16 protein-coding genes are annotated in these 20,657 nt (G+C 73.1%); 6 read left to right on the top strand and 10 right to left on the bottom strand.

Annotated features, from left to right (window positions below):
- Positions 1–4 precede the first annotated feature (4 nt).
- From IE182_RS23700 to IE182_RS23735, 8 genes are all read right to left on the bottom strand, one after another.
- Positions 5–1,063 carry a twin-arginine translocation signal domain-containing protein gene (locus IE182_RS23700; protein ID WP_190111929.1) on the bottom strand — a complete coding sequence of 353 codons (1,059 nt, stop codon included), beginning with the start codon at positions 1,061–1,063 and terminating at the stop codon, positions 5–7.
- A gap of 293 nt (positions 1,064–1,356) precedes the next feature.
- Positions 1,357–2,250: a sigma-70 family RNA polymerase sigma factor gene (locus IE182_RS23705; protein ID WP_190111930.1), complete on the bottom strand. Its 894-nt coding sequence runs from the start codon at positions 2,248–2,250 to the stop codon at positions 1,357–1,359.
- Positions 2,251–2,369: 119 nt separating this feature from the next.
- Positions 2,370–3,938: an APC family permease gene (locus IE182_RS23710; protein ID WP_190111931.1), complete on the bottom strand. Its 1,569-nt coding sequence runs from the start codon at positions 3,936–3,938 to the stop codon at positions 2,370–2,372.
- A 194-nt stretch (positions 3,939–4,132) separates the two neighbouring features.
- Positions 4,133–5,899 carry an N-acyl-D-amino-acid deacylase family protein gene (locus IE182_RS23715; protein ID WP_190111932.1) on the bottom strand — a complete coding sequence of 589 codons (1,767 nt, stop codon included), beginning with the start codon at positions 5,897–5,899 and terminating at the stop codon, positions 4,133–4,135.
- Between the two features lie 143 nt (positions 5,900–6,042).
- Positions 6,043–7,173 (bottom strand): LLM class flavin-dependent oxidoreductase, encoded by a 1,131-nt coding sequence (locus IE182_RS23720; RefSeq protein ID WP_190111953.1) that lies wholly within the window; start codon positions 7,171–7,173, stop codon positions 6,043–6,045.
- A 124-nt stretch (positions 7,174–7,297) separates the two neighbouring features.
- Positions 7,298–8,062 (bottom strand): SDR family NAD(P)-dependent oxidoreductase, encoded by a 765-nt coding sequence (locus IE182_RS23725; RefSeq protein WP_190111933.1) that lies wholly within the window; start codon positions 8,060–8,062, stop codon positions 7,298–7,300.
- 18 nt (positions 8,063–8,080) lie between these two features.
- Entirely contained in the window at positions 8,081–9,028 is a 948-nt protein-coding gene (locus tag IE182_RS23730) for a TIGR03619 family F420-dependent LLM class oxidoreductase (RefSeq protein WP_190111954.1), read from the bottom strand.
- Positions 9,029–9,050: 22 nt separating this feature from the next.
- The gene (locus tag IE182_RS23735; protein WP_190111934.1) at positions 9,051–10,271 is read right to left on the bottom strand and encodes an amidohydrolase family protein; all 1,221 of its coding nucleotides are present in this window, start codon (positions 10,269–10,271) and stop codon (positions 9,051–9,053) included.
- Between the two features lie 154 nt (positions 10,272–10,425).
- Between IE182_RS23735 and afsR the strand changes: the two genes are divergently transcribed.
- The 3 genes from afsR to IE182_RS23750 all read left to right on the top strand — a co-directional run bounded on the left by afsR (position 10,426) and on the right by IE182_RS23750 (position 14,680).
- Positions 10,426–13,359, top strand: a complete 2,934-nt coding sequence (gene afsR / locus IE182_RS23740) for an SARP-family global regulator AfsR (protein ID WP_190111935.1) — start codon at positions 10,426–10,428, stop codon at positions 13,357–13,359.
- Between the two features lie 404 nt (positions 13,360–13,763).
- Complete coding sequence (locus IE182_RS23745) at positions 13,764–13,988, top strand: hypothetical protein (RefSeq protein ID WP_190111936.1); 225 nt, start codon at positions 13,764–13,766, stop codon at positions 13,986–13,988.
- A gap of 437 nt (positions 13,989–14,425) precedes the next feature.
- Positions 14,426–14,680, top strand: a complete 255-nt coding sequence (locus IE182_RS23750) for a hypothetical protein (protein ID WP_190111937.1) — start codon at positions 14,426–14,428, stop codon at positions 14,678–14,680.
- Positions 14,681–14,824: 144 nt separating this feature from the next.
- Here the strand turns inward: IE182_RS23750 and IE182_RS23755 are convergent, their stop codons facing one another.
- Positions 14,825–16,513, bottom strand: a complete 1,689-nt coding sequence (locus IE182_RS23755) for a FadD3 family acyl-CoA ligase (RefSeq protein ID WP_190111938.1) — start codon at positions 16,511–16,513, stop codon at positions 14,825–14,827.
- A 111-nt stretch (positions 16,514–16,624) separates the two neighbouring features.
- Here IE182_RS23755 and IE182_RS23760 point away from each other — a divergent pair, with 111 nt between their 5' ends.
- Genes IE182_RS23760 through IE182_RS23770 form a run of 3 tightly spaced genes read left to right on the top strand, consistent with a single transcriptional unit; the run spans position 16,625 to position 19,011 of the window.
- A complete protein-coding gene (locus tag IE182_RS23760) occupies positions 16,625–17,776 on the top strand; it encodes a lipid-transfer protein (RefSeq protein ID WP_190111939.1) in 1,152 nt (383 codons plus the stop codon).
- Between the two features lie 6 nt (positions 17,777–17,782).
- Complete coding sequence (locus tag IE182_RS23765) at positions 17,783–18,247, top strand: Zn-ribbon domain-containing OB-fold protein (protein WP_190111940.1); 465 nt, start codon at positions 17,783–17,785, stop codon at positions 18,245–18,247.
- A complete protein-coding gene (locus IE182_RS23770; protein WP_190111941.1) occupies positions 18,244–19,011 on the top strand; it encodes an enoyl-CoA hydratase/isomerase family protein in 768 nt (255 codons plus the stop codon). The genes IE182_RS23765 and IE182_RS23770 overlap by 4 nt, the downstream gene beginning before the upstream one ends.
- A 34-nt stretch (positions 19,012–19,045) precedes the next feature.
- Here IE182_RS23770 and IE182_RS23775 read toward each other — a convergent pair.
- Positions 19,046–20,657: PQQ-binding-like beta-propeller repeat protein (locus IE182_RS23775; protein ID WP_190111942.1), on the bottom strand; the 1,612-nt coding region annotated here is incomplete at its 5' end.

Below are 20,657 nucleotides of genomic sequence, written 5' to 3' on the forward strand. Positions count from 1 at the left end.
GCGGCTACAGGCGCGCGGGCTGGGCCACGGGGTGGACGGAACCGGGGCTGCCGGCGAACACCCGGCTGCTGGTCGCGATCATGTTGGCGGGGCCGCCGGCCACCGTCCAGAAGGTGCCGTTGCCGCTGTAGCGGTAGACGCCGTCCCTGTTGGGGGTGAGGCCGTAGACCGTGTCGTGTGCCACGGCGAACATCGCGCCCGGGCCGCCGATGGCCCGCCATTGGTCGGGGCTGCCGAGGTAGCGCCAGATGTTGCCGCCGGGATCCGTGGCGACCAGCCCCCAGTCCCCGCCGTACAGCATGCGGGCCTCGTTGCCGACCTGTGTCCAGTTCATCCCGTCACCGTTGTAGCGGTAGACCCGCTTCTGATCGGGGGTCAGCCCGTAGACGGATTCGTCGGTCACGGCGAACGTCGCACCCGCCGAGCCGATCTCCCGCCACCGGTGCGGGCTGCCGAGGTACTGGAACAGGGCCCCGGTCGTCGGGTCGTTCGCCACCAGCCCCCAGGTCCCGCCGAAGATGCGGCTCGCCCCGGTGCCCACGGGGGTCCACGAGGTGCCCGTACCGTCGTACCGGTACACGCCGCTCCTGGTCGGGTTGAGTCCGTAGAACCCCTCCGCGGTGACGGCGAACATCGCGCCCGGACCGCCGATGCGGTCCCAGGCCGCTCCCAGCCCGTCGGGGTTCTCGAAGACCATGCGGAGACGGAACACATCGCCGTGCGGCGGCATGGTGGCCAGCAGCCCCATCTGTCCGCCGAACAGCCGGATGATGGGGACCCGGCTGATCCTGCTCCAGGACGTTCCGGATCCGTTGTACCGGAAGGCCCCGAGCCGGTCCGGGGTCAGCGCGCAGCAGGTCGACGATGCGGCCGGTATCAGAGGGCCGGCCTGCGCCTCATGGCGTGCCGCTTCTCCCGGCAGCAGGGGAAAGCCGCCGGTCGCCAGTCCCGCGGCCACCGCCGTGACGCCCAGGGAACGGGCGAGGAAGGACCGGCGTGTCGGGTCGTCGGGCTCGTCGTGTCCGGGGTGCTGCCGCACCCCCGGCTCCCTGGAACTGATCATCGTCTGTCCTCCCGCCGGTCATTGCTTCGGGGCAGGTCGTCCGACAGGCCGTGGCCGTTCGTCCGGGGTGCTGGTCGGCCACCGCAGGGTGAGGGGAAGGGCCACCGCAGGCTGCTGGAAGGGGGGGCCGGTGCCGGGCCGCAGGGCAGGCGCCCGAGGTCGTCCCGGGGCCGCGCATCGGCAGAGTCAGCCGACGCCAGCATGGCACACCTCCGGACGGACGGCGCGACGACGGCGGTACGCGGCGGCCCGGACCTCCTCCCTCCCCGAGGCCCGGGCCGCGCGCGGGCGCATCAGCCGTCCAGGACGCTCAGGTCGATCCGGGCGAGGCGCTCGGGGTCGGTGAGGATGTCGAGGGCCGTGATCCGGCCACCCTGGATCGTGAACGCCATGAGGGACACCGCACGGCCCTCCGCGAGGGCGAGCACACCGGGCGAGCCGTTGACGAGGACCGCGTGCCCGGCCTCCGCGAACCGGGCGAAGGCGATCGCCTGCGAGGCCACCTCGGAGGCGCCGCGGCGGAACACGCTCGGGCGCAGGGCGCCGCCGTCGGAGCGCGCCACGATCTCGGGGTCGAGAACGGCGAGGAGCGCGTCGAAATCACCGCCGCGCGCGGCGGTGAGGAAGGCCTCCACGACCTGCCGCCTGTGGGCCAGGTCCGTGTCGGGGGCGGGCGCGGCGCCCTGGACGCGCCGGCGGGCGCGGCTGGCGAGCTGCCGGGTGGAGGCGGGCGTGCGGCCCAGGACGGGCGCGATCTCGTCGAAGGGGACGGCGAACAGGTCGTGCAGGACGAAGGCGAGCCGCTCGGCGGGGGCGAGGGTCTGCAGGACGACCATGAGGGCGATGCCGACCGAGTCGGCCACGAGTATCTCGTGCTCGGGGTCCATGCCGCGCGGGCTGCTGACGACGGGGTCGGGCAGCTGGACCTGCCCGTCCTGGTCGTACAACGGCTCCTCGCGCCGTGTGGTGCGCGAGCGCAGCATGTCCAGGCACACCCGGCCCACCACGGTGGTCAGCCAGCCGCCCAGGTTCTGCACCTCGGAGACGTCCGAGCGGCTCAGTTTCAGCCATGCCTCCTGGACGGCGTCCTCCGCCTCGCTGAGCGAACCCAGCATGCGGTAGGCGACCGCACGGAGATGGGGACGGTGCTCCTCGAAACACCGGGCCAGGAAATCTTTCTCGCTCACCTGTCACATCCTCGCGGTCCGAACCGTCAGTCCAGTGACGGACGATAACCGCCCCGGCGCGACAGGCACGCCGGGCGATCTGACGTGACGTGAGGGAGGATCTCGTTGAACGGTTCGGGTCAGTCCTCCGCCACCAGCACCGGCGTCGACCGGGTGAGCACCTCGCCCCGGAAGAACGCCGGACTGCGTCGCCGCATCAGCTCCATGAGCACCGCACCGGCGAGCAGCAGGCCCACGCCGATGACGAAGACGGAGCCGACTCCGAACACCGCGCTGCCGCTGCCGTACTCCGGGTCCCACATGTCGTAGAGGGTCTTGCAGAAGACGGCGGCCAGCAGCAGTCCTCCTGTTACCGGGAAGACGCCCTTGAAACACGCGTCCCGCACCGACCGGCGCAGCTCTGCGCGGAAGAACCACGCACACGCGAACGCCGTGATCGAGTAGTAGAAGCAGATCATCAGACCCAGCGCGTAGACCGTGTCGATCAGCACGTTCTCGCTGAGGAAACTCATGACCGCGTAGAAGACGCCGGTGGCCGCTCCGGCCGCGATCGTGGCGCGGCCCGGTGACCTGAAGCGGGGGTGGATGCGCGCGAACGACGGCGGCAGCGCCTGGTACGCGCTCATCGCCAGCACCGTCCGCGCCACCGGCAGGAACGTGGTCTGCAGGCTGGCGGCGGCGGAGGCGAGGACCGCCACGAACAGCAGCACGCCCAGGGCCTTGCCCATGACGGGGCCGGCGAGCGCGGCGAAGACGTTGCCGGCGGTGTCGGGGTTGCCCAGGCCGGTGCCCTCGTCGCCGACGCCGGAGAACATCTGGGCGGCGACGGCGGTCAGCAGGTACGAGCCGACGAGCACGACCATGGCCAGCAGCGCCGCCCGCCCCGGGGTCTTCGCGCTGCCCTCGGTCTCCTCGTTGACCGTCAGACAGGCGTCCCAGCCCCAGTACATGAAGATGGACAGGGAGAGCCCCGCCGTGAAAGCGCTGAAGGACTCGACGCCGAAGGGGTTCAGCCACGTCCACGAGAAGCCGATGGAGCCCGCGAGCCCACCGGTGGACGCCTTGGACAGGGCCATCGCGACGAAGACGGCCAGCACGGCCAACTGCAGCCCCACCAGCGCATACTGCACGCCCTTGGTGGCGGTCATCCCGCGGTAGCTGACGGCCGTCGCGACGGCGATGAAGGCGAGGCACGTCGCGACGTGCACCACCCGGTCGTCGTCGAGGGCTGCGATCCGGTCGCTGCCGGTGAGTTCGCCCAGCAGCAGGTAGAAGAAGGAGGTCGCGACGCCCGCGAGGTTCGAGAGCACGATGATGGTCGCGATGACCAGCCCCCAGCCGCACATCCAGCCGACCCGGGGCCCGAAGGCCCGCACGGTCCAGGTGAAGGACGTGCCGCAGTCGGGCAGGGCGCTGTTCAGCTCGCGGTAGGCGAAGGCCACCAGCAACATCGGGAGGAAGCCCGCGAGGAAGACGGCGGGCATCTGCACTCCGACCTGGCCGACCGTCGGGCCGAGGGTGGAGGTCAGGCAGTAGACGGGCGCGACGGTGGAGATCCCGATGACGGCGCTGCCCAGCAGGCCGACGGAATTGCCGCTGAGTCCCTTGGTGCGCACTTCTCCGGCGTCGCTGCCCGCGACGCTCATTACCGTGTCTCCGGCCTGTGGCCGCGGATGTACCTGAACCATGGCGAGGACGTTAGGCGCTGCTGTTTCCGCATCCGGAGGATTACCTTCCGAGGCCACCGCCTTGAACCCTCCCACCCACAGGGGGACTTGACCTTGCAAACAAAGCCAACGTCGAGGTTACGGCCGGTAACACCAAGGAGGAAACGCTTCTGCTGCCCCTGCGGGAACCGCAGCCCCGCCCCTTTTGTCCTGGTTCAAATTTTTCCCGTGGCCACCGTCTCCGTGTCCCGCCCCGAACGCAGCACCCGCCCCGGCACCTCCCCCGTGACCACGTCGTGGCGGATCGCCTCCACCCCGTTCACGCGGACGCTCACCACCCCCACGGCCCGGGAATCCAGGCGCGCCCCGCCTCCCGGCAGGTCGTGCACCAGGGCCGCCGCGCCCGCGTCGATCCGCTCGGGGTCGAAGAGCACCAGGTCGGCGTACCAGCCCTCGGCGATCCGGCCCCGTCCGCGCAGCCCGAACAGCCGCGCCGGCTCGTCGCTCAGCATCCGTACGGCCCGCTCCAGCGAAACCAGCCGCCGTCCGCGCAGGCAGTCGCCGAGGAAGCGCGTCGTGTAGGGGGCCCCGCACATGCGGTCCAGGTGGGCGCCCGCGTCGGAGCCGCCGAGCAGGACGTCCTCGTGGTCCCAGGCCCGGCGGCGCAGCTCCCAGCTGGCGGGGTCGTTGTCCGTGGGCATGGGCCACAGGACCGTGCGCAGGCCGTCGGCGGCGCAGATGTCGACCAGCGTCGCGAAGGGGTCCGTGCCCCGCTCGGCGGCGACGTCACGGACGACGCGGCCGGTCAGGCCCTCGTTCTCCGGCGTGTACGTGTCGCCGATGACGTACCGGCCGAAGTCGGTCAGGCGGCGGAAACCGGCCGCCTGAGGGCTCGCCGCGCCGCGCAGCATCCGTTCCCGTACCGCCGCATCGCGCAGCAGGGCGATGCGTTCCGGCACCGGCAGCCCGAGGACCTCGCCCCACCCGGGCAGGAGGTTGAGTGCACAGAAGGTGCCCAGCGACATGTTCATGGGCGTGAGGATCGGCATGGTCAGGGCGACGATCCGGCCGCCGGCCGCGCGGGCGCGCTCGCTCGCGGCGAGCTGGTGCGGGACGCGTCCGGGGGCGGCGGACTCGATGGTGAGGACGTTCCAGTTCAGCGGCCGCCCGGCGGCCGAGGTGAGCGCCGCCAGGAGGTCGGCCTCCTCCTCGGTGAACCGGTCCAGGCACCCGGTCACGATGGCCTCCAGCTGGGTGCCCTCGTGCTCGCCCACCGCGCGCGCGAGGGCGAGGAGTTCACCGGGCGGGGCGTGGCGGGAGGCGACGGGGTTGCCGTCGCCGTCGGAGTGGGTGGTCGACCGGGTCGTGGACAGGCCCCAGGCGCCGGCGTCCATGGCGTCGTGCAGGAGGGCCGTCATCCGCCGCAGCTGGCTCTCGTCGGGCGTGCCGCCGATGGCGGCCGGGCCCATGGCGTAGCGGCGCAGCGCGCAGTGTCCGACCATGAAGCCCGCGTTGACGGCCGTCCGTCCGTCGAGCGCGTCGAGGTAGTCGCCGAAGGACGACCAGCTCCAGGGGGCACCCTTTTCCAGGGCGTCCAGCGACATGCCTTCGACCTTGCTCATCATCCGGCGCGTGTAGTCGGCGTCCGCCGGCTGCGCGGGGTTGAGCGGGGCGAGGGTGAAGCCGCAGTTGCCGCCGACGACGGTGGTGACGCCGTGGCTCAGGGACGGGGTGGCGCAGGGGTCCCAGAAGAGCTGCGCGTCGTAGTGGGTGTGCGGGTCGACGAAGCCGGGGGCGAGGACGAGCCCGCGCGCGTCCTCCTCGGTGCGGGCCCTGGCGCCGACCCTGCCGCCCGCCTTGACCCCGGACACGGCCCGGTCGACGACCGCTATCCGCCCGTCCCGTATGCCGACGTCGGCGACGTAGGACGGGGTTCCGGTGCCGTCGACGACGGTGGCGCGGCGGATGAGGTGGTCCAACACGGTCGGGTCCTCTCGCTCGGCGACGCGTCACCCCACTCGGTGGACCCGTCGCGAAGTCGTCGGTCCGGGAGACGGGACGTACGGCGTGCGGGGCCGGGGCGGCGACCCGGGAGGCGCCGCCCCGGTGCAAAGGGGCCACCGGCTCAGGCCCGGGCGGCGGCCTGGCGGTAGCGCGTGGTGCGGTGGACCGGATCGGTGTCGATCTTCGGGATCACGTGCTCCCCGATGAGCCGGATGGTGCGCAGGGTGTCCTCGTAGGGGATCCCGATGGGCAGCCCGAAGGACAGCTGGTCGGCACCGGCCTGCTCCCAGCGCTTGCACTGCCGGAAGACCTCGTCGGGGTCGCCGCAGATCATCAGCTCCTCCGCGATCAGCAGCTCGATGATCTCCTCCGTGTACTCGGGCAGCAGCTCGGGCCACTCGGGGATGCCGTCGGGGCGCGGGAAGGTGTCGTGGTAGCGGAAGAGCAGCGACTGCAGGTAGTGCAGGCCGCCGCGGGCCGCGACGGCGACGGCCTCCTGGTGCGTCTCGGCGCAGATGGCGGTGGAGGTGACCATCACGTTGTCGTTGACGAAGTCGCCGACCGCCCGGGCCGACGCGATGGCCGTCTTGTACGAGTCGACGACCCACTCCATGTCGGAGACCTTCTGCACGCTGAAGCCGAGGACGCCCAGCCCCTTGCCGGCCGCCATCGCGTACGAGGAGGGCGACCCGGCGGCGTACCACATGGCGGGGTGGGACGGCCCGTACGGCTTGGGCAGGATCCTGCGCGGCGGCAGCGACCAGTACGTGCCGGAGAAACCGCCGTACTCCTCCTCGCGCCACATTCTGGGGAACTCGGCGATCGTCTCCTCCCAGATCTCCTTCGTGACGTTCATGTCGGTCACGCCCGGCAGGAAGCCGAGGATCTCGTGGCTGCCCGCGCCGCGGCCGGTGCCGAACTCGAAGCGGCCGCCGGAGAGGTGGTCGAGCATGGCGGCCTTCTCGGCGACCTTGGCGGGATGGTTGACCTGCGGGAGCGGGTTGAAGATGCCGGAGCCGAGGTGGATGCGTTCGGTGGCGTGGGCGAGGTAGCCGAGGAAGACGTCGTTGGCGGACAGGTGCGAGTACTCGTGCAGGAAGTGGTGCTCGGACGCCCAGGCGTACTTGAAGCCCGACCGGTCCGCCTGGATGACGTATTCGGTCTCCTCCATCAGCGCGTGGTGCTCGGCCTGCGGGTCGGTGCGCGATCGGCTCGCCGGTACGTAGCCCTGTACGAAGATCCCGAATTCCACGGAGGTCACCGCCCGCCTTCCGAGTTTTCTGACGTAGCGTCAGATTAGGATGAGGCGACTCTGGCACCGGGCCCCTGGACCGTCAAGGGCGCGGTGGGGGCCGGACCCGGCCGCGCGGGCGGCCCTACGGGGGCAGTGGCGTCCCCGCGAGCCAGCCGCCGTCCACGACGAACGGCTGCCCCGTGACGTACGAGGAGTCGTCGCAGGACAGGAACAGCGCCACCCGCGCCATCTCCTCCGGCCGCCCGATCCGTCCCAGGGGCACGAGCTTCCCGAAGTACGCGTCCATCTCCTCCCGGGCCACCTTCCCGCCGGGATTGGTCATGGGGGTGTCCACGCCGCCCGGGCACAGGGCGTTGACGCGGATGCCCTGACCGGCCAGTTCCAGCGCCACGACCCGGGTCATGGCCACGACGGCGGCCTTCGTCGCCGCGTAGGCGACGAGCGAGGGCAGGCCCGACAGTGCGGCGTAGGAGGCGGTGTTGACGATCGTGCCGCCGCCGGCCGCCGCCAGCTCGGGCGCCGCCGCCCGCATCCCCAGGAAGGGTCCGGTCTGGTTGATCCGCACCGCTTCCTCGTACGTGGCCAGCGAGGTCTGCGCCAGGGCGCGGCGGGGGGCGATGCCGGCGTTGTTGACGAGCCCGTCGAGTTTGCCGAACGTCCTCGTGGTGAAGGCGAGAGCCTCGGCCCAGTCGGCTTCCTCGCCCACGTCCAGATGGACGTAGCGGGCAGCGCTGCCGATCTCCTCGGCGAGTGCCCGCCCGGCGTCGTCCCGCACGTCGGCCAGGACGACCCGGGCGCCCTCGGCCGCGAAGAGCCGTGCCTCCTGTTCGCCCTGGCCGCGGGCCGCGCCCGTGATGAGCACGACGCGGCCGTCCAGCTTGCCCATGCGCTTCCCTCCGCCCGTCTAGAGGTGCAGGTGCGGTGCCACATCGGCGGCGAAGGCCGCCATCTGGTCGAGGAGTTCGGTGACGTCCCGGCTGCGGAACCGCACCTGGATCTGGTCGGCTCCCATCTCCCCGTACGCGCGAAGCGACGCGGCCAGCTCCTGCGCGTCACCGGTCAGCATGCGCGGGCCCGGGTCCCATCCGGGCCGGCCGACGTACAACGGCTCGGCGATGGCGCCCACGGCGAACGGGCCGGTCCGTCCGGCCTCCTCGCGCAGCCGCCGCAGGTGCGCGATCCGCCCCGGCAGCCGGTCGCGCGCATCGCCCTGGGACAGCCAGCCGTCGCCGCGTTGCGCCGCCCGGCGCAACGCGGCGGGCGAGGAGCCGCCCACCCACAGCGGCGGGCGGGGCGTGCGGGCGGGGCGCGGGGCCTGGCCCAGGTCGTGGAAGGCGAACCGCTCGCCCCGGAAGGCGGGGAACTCCTCCGGCCCGAGGGCCTCCTTCAAGGCGTCGACCGTCTCGTCCAGGATCGCGCCGCGGCGCCCGAAGTCGACGCCCAGCGCCTCGAACTCCTCCTGTACGTGCCCCGCGCCCACGCCGAGGACCAGCCGGCCGCCCGCGAGCCGGTCGACCGTCGCGTACTGCTTCGCCGTGAGCAGCGGGTGCCGCAGGGCGGCGACGGCGACGTGGCTGAGCAGCAGGACGCGTTCGGTGACGGCGGCGAGGTGGGCGAGGGTGGCCACCGGGTCGTACCAGACGGTGCCCATGGCGGCCGCGAGCCGTCGCGGCACGGCCACGTGGTCGCAGGTGGCCACGTAGGCGAAGCCGAGGCGGTCCGCGGCCCGGGCGGTCTCGCGCAGCTCGGCGGGGCCCGCCGCGGCCTCCCAGGGCTCGGCGAAGAGCGTGGACTGCGCCTGCACGGGCAGCTGCAGCCCGTACGACAGCCTGCCCTCCGGCAGCACCCGCAGGCCGTGCGGCGGACTGCCGGGGTCAGACACCGGGCCAGAGCCCGTCGGGGGTGAGCCCGAGCAGCTCGATGGCGTTGCCGCGCACCACGCGCTCGACGGTGACGGGGTCCAGGTGGGCCATCTGTTCCTCGGCCACCTCGCGCGACCTGGGCCAGGTGGAGTCGGAGTGTGGGTAGTCGGTCTCGTAGAGGACGTTGCGGGCACCGATGGCGTCGAGGTTGCGCAGACCGAAGGCGTCGTCGAAGAAGCAGCCGTACACGTGCCGGGAGAACAGCTCGGACGGCGGGCTGAGCACCTTGTCCGCGACGCCGCCCCAGCCGCGGTTCTCCTCCCACACCGTGTCCGCGCGCTCCAGGAGGTACGGAATCCAGCCGATCTGCCCCTCCGCGTACATGATGCGCAGGCCCGGGAAACGGTCGAAGGTGCCCGACATCAGCCAGTCGGCCAGCGAGAAGCAGCAGTTGGCGAAGGTGAGCGCGGAACCGACGGCCGGCGGCGCGTCCGCGGAGGTGGACGGCATCCGGGAGGAGGAGCCGATGTGCATGGCGATGACGGTCCCGGTCTCCTCGCACGCACGCAGGAAAGGGTCCCAGTCGTCGCTGTGCACCGACGGCAGGCCGAGGTGGGGCGGTATCTCGGAGAAGCACACGGCGCGCACGCCCCGGGCGGCGTTGCGCCGCACCTCGTCGGCGGCCAGGCGGGCGTCCCACAGCGGGACGATCGCGAGCGGGATCAGCCGGCCGTGCGCGGCCGGACCGCACCACTCCTCGACCATCCAGTCGTTGTACGCGCGCACGCACAGCAGGGCCAGCTCGCGGTCCGCGGCCTCCGCGAAGGTCTGACCGCAAAAGCGCGGGAACGTGGGGAAGCAGAGCGCGGACTGGACGTGGTTGAGGTCCATGTCGGACAGGCGCTCGGGGACGCTGTACGACCCCGGCCGCATCTGTTCGTAGGTGATTCCTTCGAGCCGGATCTCATCCCTGGAGCATCCAACGGCGGTATCCAGCCGCGTGAGGGGACGGAACAAATCCTCATAGACCCACCAGTCCGCCACCGGTCCGTCGTCGCCGGGGGCGCCCATGACGGGCGCGAAGCGCCCGCCGGCGAAGGTCATGCCCTTGACCGGAGCCCTGACGATGCGGGGCCCGACGTCGCGGAATTTCGCCGGAAGCCGGTTCCGCCAGACGTCGGAGGGCTCGACCGTGTGGTCGTCCACCGAGATGATCTTGGGGAAGCTCACCATGGCCGACACGGTAGCGCCGCCCTGACGGTTCGTCAGCAACATGAGCGGACGCCCCTTGGCGGACCGTGCGGAGAGGCCGGACCCCTGCTGACGCAGAGGCCCTGAACAAGGCAGACTGGCCGGTGCGACCGAGCAGGACAGGCAGGGGGTCACGATGGCCGGCGACACAGGGCACGGGCAGCAGCTGCGCTTCACCGTGCTCGGGCCCGTCCGCGCCTGGCGCGGAGACGAACCGCTCCACACCGGATCGCCCCAGCAGCGGGCCCTGCTCGCGGCCCTGCTGCTGCGCGGCGGACGCACCGCCACCGCGCCCGAGCTCGTCGACGCCCTGTGGGGCGAGGAGCCCCCGCACGCGGCCCTCGCCGCCCTGCGCACGTACGCCAGCCGGCTGCGCAAGGCGTTCGGCCCCGCCGCCGAGGCGCTCGTCAGCGAATCCGGCGGCTACGCGATACAGGTGGGGCTCGGCGGCCTGGACATCGACACCGCCGAGCGCCTGGCCGCCGACGCCGACAAGGCACGCGGCGCGGGCGACCGCTGCCGCGCCCGCGACCTGATGAACGAGGCGCTCGCACTGTGGGACGGCGAACCGCTGGCGGGCCTGTCCGGCCCGTACGCCGACACCCAGCGCGCCCGCCTGGAGGAGTGGCGGCTCACGCTCCTGGAGACCCGGCTCGACCTCGACCTCGAAGTCGGCTGCCACGCGGAGGCCGTCTCCGAGCTCACCGCGCTGACCGCCGCCCACCCACTGCGCGAGCGGCTGCGCGAACTGCTGATGGTCGCCCTCTACCGCAGCGGCCGCCAGGCCGAGGCCCTCGCCGTCTACGCCGACACCCGGCGGCTGCTCGCCGACGAGCTGGGCGTCGACCCCTGCCCCGAGCTCTCCGAGCTCCAGCAGCGCATCCTCAACGCCGACGCCGACCTCAACGTCCACTTCTCCACCTCCGACCGGCCCGCCGCCGGCCCGACCTTCATCCGGCCCGCACAGCTGCCGGCGACCGTCTCCGACTTCACCGGCCGGGCCGCCTTCGTCGACGAGCTCAGCGACCAGCTCGCGACGGCCGAGGGCCGCGTGATGGCCGTCTCGGCGGTGGCGGGCATCGGCGGCGTGGGCAAGACGACGCTCGCCGTGCACGTCGCGCACGCGGCCCGGCACCACTTCCCCGACGGCCAGCTCTACGTCGACCTGCAGGGGACCGGGCCCGTGGTCGTCGAACCGGAGGCCGTGCTGGGCGCCTTCCTCAGGGCCCTCGGAGTGCCGGATTCCGGTATTCCGGAGGGGGCCGAGGAGCGCGCCGCCCTCTTCCGCTCCACCCTCGACGGCCGCCGCGTCCTGGCTTTGCTGGACAACGCCCGCGACGCCGCCCAGGTCCGCCCGCTGCTCCCGGGCAACGAGGGCTGCGCCGCCCTCGTCACCAGCCGCTCCCGCATGGTCGACCTCGCCGGAGCGCACCTGGTCGACCTGGACGTGATGAGCCCCGAGGAGGCGCTCGTCCTGTTCACCCGCATCGTCGGCGCCGAGCGGGTCGGCTCCGAGCGCGACGCCGCCATGGACGTCGTCGCCGCCTGCGGCTTCCTGCCGCTCGCCATCCGCATCGCCGCCTCCCGGCTGGCCGCCCGGCGCACCTGGACCGTCTCGGTGCTGGCCCGCAAGCTCGGCGACGAACGACGCCGCCTGGACGAACTGCGCGCGGGCGACCTGGCCGTCAAGGCCACCTTCGAGCTCGGCTACGGCCAGCTGGAGCCCGGCCAGGCCCGTGCCTTCCGCCTCCTCGGCCTCGCCGACGGCCCCGACATCTCGCTCGCCGCCGCGGCCGCCCTGCTCGACCTGGGCACCGACGACACCGAGGAGCTGCTGGAGTCGCTGGTCGACACCTCGCTCCTGGAGTCCGCCGCCCCGGGCCGGTACCGCTTCCACGACCTCGTACGCCTCTACGCGCGTTCGTGCGCCGAGCGCGACGAGCAGCCGCCCGCCGAGCGGGACGCGGCCATGTCGCGACTGCTGGACTTCTACCTCGCGACGACAGCGGGCGTGTACGTCCTGGAGCGCCCCGGCGACCAGCTCCTCGCCCACCTGACGCCGACCACCCACCCGGGGCTGACCTTCACCGACCGCACGGCGGCCGGCGACTGGCTGTTCGCGGAGGCCGGCTGCCTGCTGGCGTGCGTGCGCCAGCACGCCGGCGGCACCGGCGGCACACTGCGGCGCGCCGTGGACCTGCTACTGGCCGCCAAGGACCTGGCCGAGTCCGGCGCCTACTCCCGCCAGTACGAGCAGGCCGCCGTGGCGTTGCTCGCCACCGCCCGGGCGACCGGCGACGCCCGCGCGGAGGGCCGTGCCCGGACCGTGCTGACCCACGTGCACAACTGCGCGGGCCGGTTCGACCAGGCCGACGAGCAGGCCCGGCACGCCGTCCTGCTCGGGCGCGCGCACCAGGACCCCATCCCCTGCTGCTACGCCGCCAACAACCGCGGCATCACCGCCATGTACCAGCACCGCCACGAGGACGCCGAGGCGTACATCGGCCAGGCCCTCGCCGCCTTCCGCGCCGACGGCAACAAGCCTGGCGAGGCCAGCGCGCTGTGCAATCTCTCCCGCGCCCACCTGGCCACCGGGCGGATCCAGTCGGCCGTGCACCTCGCCGAGCAGGGGATCGCCCTCTACCGCGAGTCCAACGTCTCCTGGCGGCTCGCCAACGCCCTGTACGCCTACGGCGTCGCCCTCACCCAGGCCGGCCGCCACGAGGAGGCCATGGCACGGCTCGCCGAGGCCCTGCCGGTCTTCCGGGACAACCGGCAGCGGCTGTGGGAGGGCATGACCCTCTTCCGCATGGCCGAGCTCTTCCTCGCCATGCACGAGCCCGCCAAGGCTGCGGCCCACGCCGAGCAGGCGCTGGCCCAACTGCGCGGCATCGGCGGCGAATGGCGGCGCGCGAACATCCTGACCGTCCTGGGCCGCTCCCTGGACGTGTTCGGGCAGTCGGGCCGCGCGCACGCCTGCTGGACGGAGGCGCTGGCCATCTTCGACCAACTGGGCGCGGCGGAGGCGGCCGAGGTGCGCGGCCTGCTGGCCCCGGTGGCGGCGGCGTAGGGCCGGGGAGCACGAGGCGGCACATCCCTTGGCGGGGCTTCGTGCTGCCCTGCCCTGCCCTGCCCTTGCGCGGGCCCTGCGCGGGCCACGCAAGGGGCCGCGCAAGGCCCGCAGGAGGGCGGCGTACGGGCCCGCGTACGGGCGGCGTACGAGCCGCGTACGAGCCGCGTCGGAGCCCGGAAAACCCTGTCACGTGCCCGTTCATCGATCGTTTATCGCGACCCGCCAATCTAAGGGATGTCGATCCGTCGCGTCGGGGGGCAGGCGGGTCGTAGGTGAGGCCTCACCTCTAGGGTGAACAGCCCTATGCCCGTCCGGCGGTCCTCGGGGGAATCGCCGGGCGGGTTCTGCAATCACCCCATCAGCCTGAACGACTCGCACTGACCATCATCGGAGTTGACACCATGAGCGATGACACGAAGCTCAAGCCGCCCGTCGTTGCCAAGCCGCAGGACGACCACGTGACCGACCTCCCGCTCGGTGCGGCCAAGGCGGGAGACGGTCCGGTCACCCCCCAGGACGACCACGTGACGGGCGAGCCGTCGCTCGCGATGAAGGACGACCACGTCACCGACGTTCCGGCGTTCGTGATGAAGGACGACCACGTGACGACCGAGAAGCCGTTCTGACCGACCTGGTCCGTGCGCAGGGGAGCTTCCGCCAGACATCGGCCGGAAGCTCCCGGACCGCACTGCCTCTCCGGGGTGAACGGGGGCACGGGGGAACCACCTCGGGGAAGACCGACGGGTAGCTCAACGGGGGAACGTACGGGGGCCCGTCGGTAGCACGATGCACAAGGGACACGGCCCTTCAGGGGGAGGGACGAAGGGCACGGTCCAACGGGGGATCAGCACCACCGGGGGCGGACACAGTCCGAAGGCCCATAGCGGGGGGACCGCCAGGGGCCGGCGCCGACGGCATGGAGGGGGAGCCGTCGGTGCCGGCCCCTGCGGCTGCCCGAAAGTTTTCGGCCGAACGCCGTACGCCAACGCGGCGCACCGGTACGTTTGCCGACAAAGCACCACTGACGACCCACGCATCACAACCCCCGATCAGAGGAGCAGCGATGAAACCCACGATGACGGACCACGGCTCGGCCCGCGGCTCGAAGGCACTCGTCATCCTCGGCCTCGCCACGGCTGCGGCCATCATCGGCGCGGTGCCGGCGGCTGCCGACGACCACTCCACCTCCACCGCCCTGCAGTCCCCGCCGGTGGCCGGGAAGATATTCGACGACCACTCCACCGGCGTCCTCGCCCGCCTCAACGGCGGTGCCGACGACCACAGCACCACCATCGACAACACCCTGCGCCTCACCTGACCTCGCCCGACGGCAGCGCCGCCGGAGCGGCGCTGCCCAGGGGGCAGCGCGCCCGGGCACGGGCGCGGCGACGAGCCGGAGGGTGGGCCCGACGGCGGCGGCGCGCTGCCCCTCTCGCGCGACGAGGAGCGCGTCGGTACCGCGCTATGACGAGCCCGTGCCGTCGCCGCACCGGCCGGAGCGGGCGGCCCGCTCGCGCAGCTGCCCCTTGCGCACCTTTCCCGACGCGTTGCGCGGCAGTTCCGCCACGAACTCCACTTCGCGCGGCACCTTGTAATTGGCCATCTCCCGTCGCGCCCAGGCGATCAGCTCGTCCGGCGTGACGTCCGCGCCGGCCCCGCCCCCACCCCCGGTCCGCCGCACGGCGAACGCCTTGCCGACCTCACCGAGCCGCGCATCCGGCACCCCGACGACGGCGACCTCCGCGATGCCCGGATGCCGGGCGAGGACCTGTTCGATCTCGGCGGGATAAGCGTTGAAGCCACCCACGATGAACATGTCCTTCACGCGATCGGTGACCCGCAGATTGCCGTCGGCGTCCAGCACGCCGACGTCACCCGTGCGCAGCCACCCATCGGGCCCCAGCACCTGCGCCGTGGCCTCGGGGTCCTCGAAGTAGCCGGACATCACCTGGTACCCGCGCACCAGGATCTCGCCGGCCTCACCGGGCGCCGCCGCGGCCCCGCCGGGGCCGGCCACCCGGACCTCGGTGTCCGGGACGGCCCGGCCCGACGTCCCCGCGACGACCTCCGCCGGGTCACCACGCCGGCACATCGTGACCACTCCGGTCGCCTCGCTCATGCCGTAGGCGGTCAGCACGGTGGGGATCGCCAGCTCGCCCCGCAGCCGGTCGATCAGCAGCCGGGGCACGACCGCCGCCCCCGTCACGACCACCCGCAGCGACGAGAGGTCGTACGTCGCCCGGGCCGGGTGGTCCAGGAGCGCCTGCAGGAGCGTGGGCGGTCCGGGCAGGACCGAGATGCGTTCGGCCGCTATGCGGGCCGGCACGGACTCCGGGGTGAAGACGGGCTGCGGAACCATCGTCGCGCCCCGCATCACCGAGGCGATGACCCCCGCCTTGTAGCCGAAGGTGTGGAAGAACGGGTTCACGATCAGATAGCGGTCTCCTTCCTGCAGTCCGGCCAGTTCGCCCCAGACCCCGAACGCACGGAGCGTCTGGGCGTGGGTGATGACGGCGCCCTTGGGCTCGCCCGTGGTGCCCGAGGTGAAGAGGATGTCCGAGGCCGAGCCGGGCACGACGGCCCCGGCCCGGGCCCGTACAGCGGTGCCGGACACGGCGTCCCCGGCGGCGAGGAACTCCTTCCACGTGCGGAAATCGGCAGGTGCGGCGTCCGCCAGGACGACCACGTCCCGCAGATGCGGCAGCCCGGGCAGCGGCCCCGCCCCCGGCACGCCCCCCGGCCGCCCCACACCGGGGACGGCACGCCCGGCGGCGCTGCGCAGCGCCGCCACGTAGGAAGTGCCGAGGAAGGTACCGGTGACGAAGAGCAGCCGGGCCCGCGTGCGCGCCAGCACCTGGGCCGCCTCGGCCCCCTTGAAGCGGGTGTTGACCGGGACGAGCACGGCACCGGCCGTGACCGCGCCGAGGGCGGAGACGATCCAGTCCGGCGTGTTCGGCGCCCAGACCGCGACCCGGTCGCCGGCCTCGACCCCTGCGGCGAGGCACGCGGCGGCGGCCCGCTCGATCTTCTCCCCCAACTGCCGGTAGGTGATCCGGACCCGGCCGTCGACCACGGCCTCGCGCTCCGCGTATCGCTCGGCAGCCGTACGGACGAGACCGGGTATCGAGCCGAATTCCAGGTCACCGCGCATCGCATGCCCTCTTCCGCCCCGGGCCGGCCCGCCCCCCGGCGGGCTAGCTGACGGCACGTCAGATTAGCGATAGCCTTCCGCGCTGTCAGCACCGACAGCACGGAGGTGGCGATGACGGCAACACTCAAGGACACCACTGCGATCGTCGGCATTGGCCAGACCCCCTTCTCCCGCCAACTCGCCGCATCCGAAAAGACCTTGGCCTGCCAGGCCGTCCTGGCCGCCCTGGACGACGCGGGCATCTCCCCCTCCCACGTGGACGCCTTCGCCTCGTACAGCATGGAGACCACCGACGAGGTCGAGATCGCCAAGGCCATCGGCGCAGGTGACGTGACCTTCTTCTCCCGCGTCGGCTACGGCGGGGGCGGCTCCTGCGCGACCGTCGCCCACCTCGCCGCCGCCCTCACCACCGGCCAGGCGACCGTCGGCGTCGCATGGCGCTCACGCAAGCGCGGCTCGGGCCCCCGCCCCTGGCGCGACACCCGGGCCCAGCTGCCCGTCCCCGGGCAGTGGACCCGTCCGTATGGACTGCTCCGCCCCGCCGACGAGATCGCCATGCTCGCCCGCCGCTACATGCACGAGTACGGCGCGACGCGCGACCACTTCTTCAACGTCGCCCTGGCCTGCCGCAACCGCGCCAACCAGAACCCCGCCGCGATGATGTACGAGCGCCCGCTGACCCGCGAGAGCTACATGGCCTCCCGCTGGATCAGTGAGCCGCTGTGCCTCTTCGACAACTGCCTGGAGACGGACGGTGCGCTGGCGTGCGTGATCGTCGCCGCGGACCGCGCCCGCGACTGCCGGCACCGCCCGGTCTATGTGCACTCCGCCGCGCAGGGCCTGCCGCCCCAGCACCACGGCATGGTCAACTACTGGGCGGACGACCCGCTGGCCGGCCCGTCCTGGACCGCCGCCCGGCAGCTGTGGAAGGCGGCCGACTTCGGCCCGGCGGACGTCGACGTCGCGCAGATCTACGACGCGTTCACCCCGCTCATCCCCCTCTCGCTCGAAGGCTATGGCTTCTGCGGCCGCGGCGAGGGCGCGGCCTTCTCCGAGGGCGGCGCCCTCGAACTCGGCGGCCGGCTTCCGGTCAACACCGCCGGCGGCGGTCTCAGCGAGGCTTACGTCCATGGCTTCAACCTCATCAACGAGGGTGTCCGGCAACTCCGCGGCACCTCCACCGCGCAGGTGCCCGGCGCCTCGACGTGCCTGGTCACGGCAGGCGAGGGCGTCCCCACTTCAGCACTGCTGCTGAGGAGTTGAGTGCTCATGTCCTCCATGATGAAGGGCACCACTGACAACGGCCTGCTGCTGCCCGTGCCGGACGAGGACGGGCAGCCCTTCTGGGACTTCGCCGCCCGCGGTGAGCTGCGCGTTCAGGGCTGCACAGGCTGCCGCAGGCTCCGTTTCCCGCCCCGGCCCTGCTGCCCGCACTGCCGGTCGTTCGCCGCCGAGTGGCGCCGGATGTCCGGGCGTGGCCGCATCTGGTCGTACGTCCTGCCTCACCCGCCTCTCCTGCCCGGCTACGCAGATCTGGCCCCGTACAACGTCATCGTCGTCGAGCTCGCGGACGCCCGGGGCATCCGCCTCGTGGGCAATCTCGTCGCCCACCCCGACGCCCCGCTCGGCTCCGCCGATCCGGCCGGCCTGCGGATCGGCGCGCCCGTCGAGGTCGCCTTCACGGAGATCGCCCCCGGCGTCACCGTCCCCCGCTGGCTGCTGGAGCGCCCATGACGCTGCGCACGGAACGGCGCCCGGACGGCGTCGCCCTCGTCACCCTCGACCGCCCCGAGCGGCACAACGCCATCGACCTCGCCACCGCCAGGCAACTGGAAGACGCCTGGCGGGAGTTCCGCCGGGACGACTCCGTGCGGGCCGTGGTGCTCACCGGCGCCGGCGATCGCGCCTTCTGCACGGGCATCGACCGCACCGCCGACGTCCCTCAGCCGTGCTCGCCGTACTCGATGGACGATCCCCTGCGCACCATCGGCCCCAAGGCCGCCGACCTGTGGAAGCCCGTCATCGCCGCGGTCGGGGGCATGGCCTGCGGCGGGGCGTTCTACCTCCTCGGCGAGGCGGAGTTCGTCGTCGCGTCCGAGAACGCGTCCTTCTTCGACCCGCACACGTCCTACGGCATGGTCAGCGCGTACGAGTCCGTGCACATGGCCCAGCGCATGCCGCACGGCGAGGCCGCCCGGATGGCCCTGATGGGTACGGCGGAGCGCCTCTCGGCGCGCCGGGCGTACGAGATCGGGCTGGTGTCGGAGCTGACCCCGCCCGGCGGGGCCACGTCCGCGGCCCTGCGGGCCGCCACCGTCATCGCCTCGTATCCCACCGCACCGGTCCAGGGCACCGTCCGCGCCCTGTGGGCGGCCCGGGAGGCCGCCGCCGCACACGCCACGGCTCTGGCCCCCCACCTGATCTCCCTGGGCAACCTCTCCGCGGCGGACCAGCAGGCGCGCTTCGCATCACGCACGAACGACTACCGGCTGCGGTGAGGGCGCGGACCGGTGCCGCACACCGGTCCGCGGGTCAGCGCCGTGACTGCCCGGTCCCCTTCGCGGCGTCCAGCGCGTACACGCACCGGTCCTTGCTGCAGGCGTACACCACGCCGGCGGCAGCCACCGGCGAACCCGTGATCTCCCCGCCCGTGGCGAGCTTCCACCGCAGCTGGCCCCCGGCGGCGTCCACCGTGTACAGGCAGTGGTCCGCGGACCCGAAGTGCACCCGCCCGTCGGCGACGACGGGCGCGCCGATGATGTCGCCACCCGCGGCGAACCGCCACTTGGGGGTGCCCGTGACCGCGTCCAGCGTGTACAGCGCGCCACCGCTGCCCAGGTGCACGGCGCCGGACGCGACGAGCACCGGCTCCGTGGACTGGCGGGCCTCCGTCGCTATGCGCCAGCGGTCGCGGCCGGTCGCCGCGTCCAGGGCGTAGACCGTGCCCAGATAGTCGGCGATGTACACGCCGCCGCCCGTGACGGCGGGACCGGGGGCGAACGCGGGCGGGCTCAGGAAGACCGCCGGCGCCTCGAAGCGCCAGCGCACGTCCCCGCGCGCCACGTCGATGGCCAGCACGCGCGTCCCGGCCGCAACGTAGACCATGCCGTCCGGCGCGGACAGCAGCCGCACGGGCACGCCCCCGCAGGAGGCCGCGTCGCCCACGGGGTAGGACCAGCGCTCCACGCCCGTACGGGCCTCAAGCGCGCGCAGTCGCGCGTCGGCCCAGACGTACACCGTGCCGTCGTGGACGACGGGACCGCAGTCGGGAGTCTCGAAGTCGGTCTGGGCGCCGCTCATCTCCCACAGCAGCTCGCCGTTGGCGGCTTCCCACGCCTGGACGCCGCCGCCGCGCGTGCCGGTGACGATCGTTCCCCGGTCGGCCTTGAGCGAGTAGACCCAGCCGTCCGTGGCCAGGCGCCACCGCTCCGCGCCGTCGCCGGCGTCCAGCGCGTACAGCGTCGGGCCGTCGGAGGCGTGTATGCGCCCGTCGGCGACGGCCATCGCCCATGCCACGTCACGGGTCTTGAACTGCCGTCGGCCGCTGCCCACATCGAGGGCGTGCACCTCGAAGGAGGTGACGTAGAGCAGGTCGTCGGAGACGACGGGGGTGCCCCAGACGTCGTTGGACATGCGGAACCGCCAGGGGCGCCAGCGCCCCGGGTCGCTCTGGGCGCCGGTCGCGCCGTCGGGCGCCGGCACCGGTGCACTCGCCTGGCCCGGGACGGCGGCGACCGACGCCCCCGCCGGGGGCCGTACCCACCCGGTGGTGGGCCCGGTGCCGGTCCGGCCGTGCGACTCGCGGCCGTCGGCGACGCGCGGCCCGGGCCCGATGGGCACCTGCGATCCAGCCAGCCGCACGGTCCCGTCGGGCGCCGCCGCGGCGGGTGCGCCGGCGTGCCGGCCCTGGCCTGCGGGGGCCCCGGAAGGCCGCGCCGCGGGCGGACCGCTGAGGCCGCCCCGCGGGTCGGGGGCACCGACCATGCCGGACCGCCCCGCGCCGGACCCCACGTGCCCGTCGCCCCAGCCGGTGGCGCTGCGCGCGCCCTGCGGAGGCTCGTAGGCCACGGACGGCTCGGGCGCCGGGGGCTGGACGGGGCGCGGCGGGACGCCCGAGCGGCCGCGGCTGCCGCCCCGGCCGCCG

The organism is Streptomyces cinnamoneus (assembly GCF_014650495.1).
GTDB classification, from domain to species: Bacteria; Actinomycetota; Actinomycetes; order Streptomycetales; family Streptomycetaceae; genus Streptomyces; species Streptomyces cinnamoneus.